The 974-nt window shown below is 42.0% G+C and carries 2 protein-coding genes; both read left to right on the top strand.

Annotated features, from left to right (window positions below):
• A partial coding sequence (locus tag A3756_RS23275; protein WP_197481490.1) for an ATP phosphoribosyltransferase regulatory subunit occupies window positions 1-745 on the top strand: 745 nt, incomplete at its 5' end.
• Between the two features lie 114 nt (window positions 746-859).
• On the top strand, window positions 860-974 hold a 115-nt coding region (locus A3756_RS26270; protein ID WP_156490722.1), incomplete at its 3' end, for an adenylosuccinate synthetase.

Here is a 974-nt window from a genome sequence, read left to right as displayed (position 1 = left end):
AGGTCGTATACATATTGATCTGGCGCATGTCGGAATTTACCGAGGGCTGTTAGAATCTGCAAGCTTTGATGAAAGTACTGAAATTAAAGTGTTTGATGCACTTAGTCGAAAATCTATACCTGAATTGGACGCTTTAGCTCAAGCAGATGATGCAAATAAAGAGATAATTTTACTTATTAGAGATATTGCCAACCTAAGTGGTGGTGTTGAGTCTCTAGAAAAAATTCGTCAAAGTGTTGAGCGTTTAAAGCTAAGCGCTAACGAAGGTATTGTTTCCGCTATTGCTGAGCTGCAGAGAATTATTGATCAAATTCAGCTTCGTTTTGATGGTGTTGAAATCGGGATCGATTTTTGTGAGTTACGTGGATACAGCTATCATACTGGTATTTTGTTTTCAGCGTTCAGCTTGGGTTATGGATATGCCTTAGCGAAAGGTGGCCGCTACGATGATATCGGTAAAGGTTTTGATCATGGTCGGGACGAACGTTCGCGTCCTGCTACCGGCTTTAGCGCAGATCTAAAAGCTATTTTGAAAGTCTCTAGCTTGGCTGCAGAAACGCCTGAAAAGGAAAGAGTCTTTGCACCTCTGTCTGATGATAAAAAATTGCATAGTGAGGTAGCAGCGCTACGTAAGTCCTATCAGGTAGTTCAAGCGTTAAATGCTGCAGATACTGCGAAAGGGTATTCTTGTAGCAAACAGCTGGTATTAAAAGATCAACAATGGGCTCTTGAGCCTGTTGGCTAGTGTTATTTCGGGCGGCTAAGATAGCGGTCCATTCAGTTTAAAGGCTTGTCAGTATCTTGTTTAGCTGGCAATTAGCAATAAAAGCATTGTGCTTTTTCTATGAGAAGAGAAGTTATGGGTAAGAATGTTGTCATTTTGGGCACCCAATGGGGTGACGAAGGCAAAGGTAAAATCGTTGACTTATTAACAGATCAGGTTGCGACGGTAGCGCGATTCCAGGGTGGCCATA

It is taken from the genome of Oleiphilus sp. HI0086 (assembly GCF_001635225.1).
Note: the sequence above shows the minus strand (reverse complement) of the source record. Positions and strands in the feature narration are given on the sequence as shown.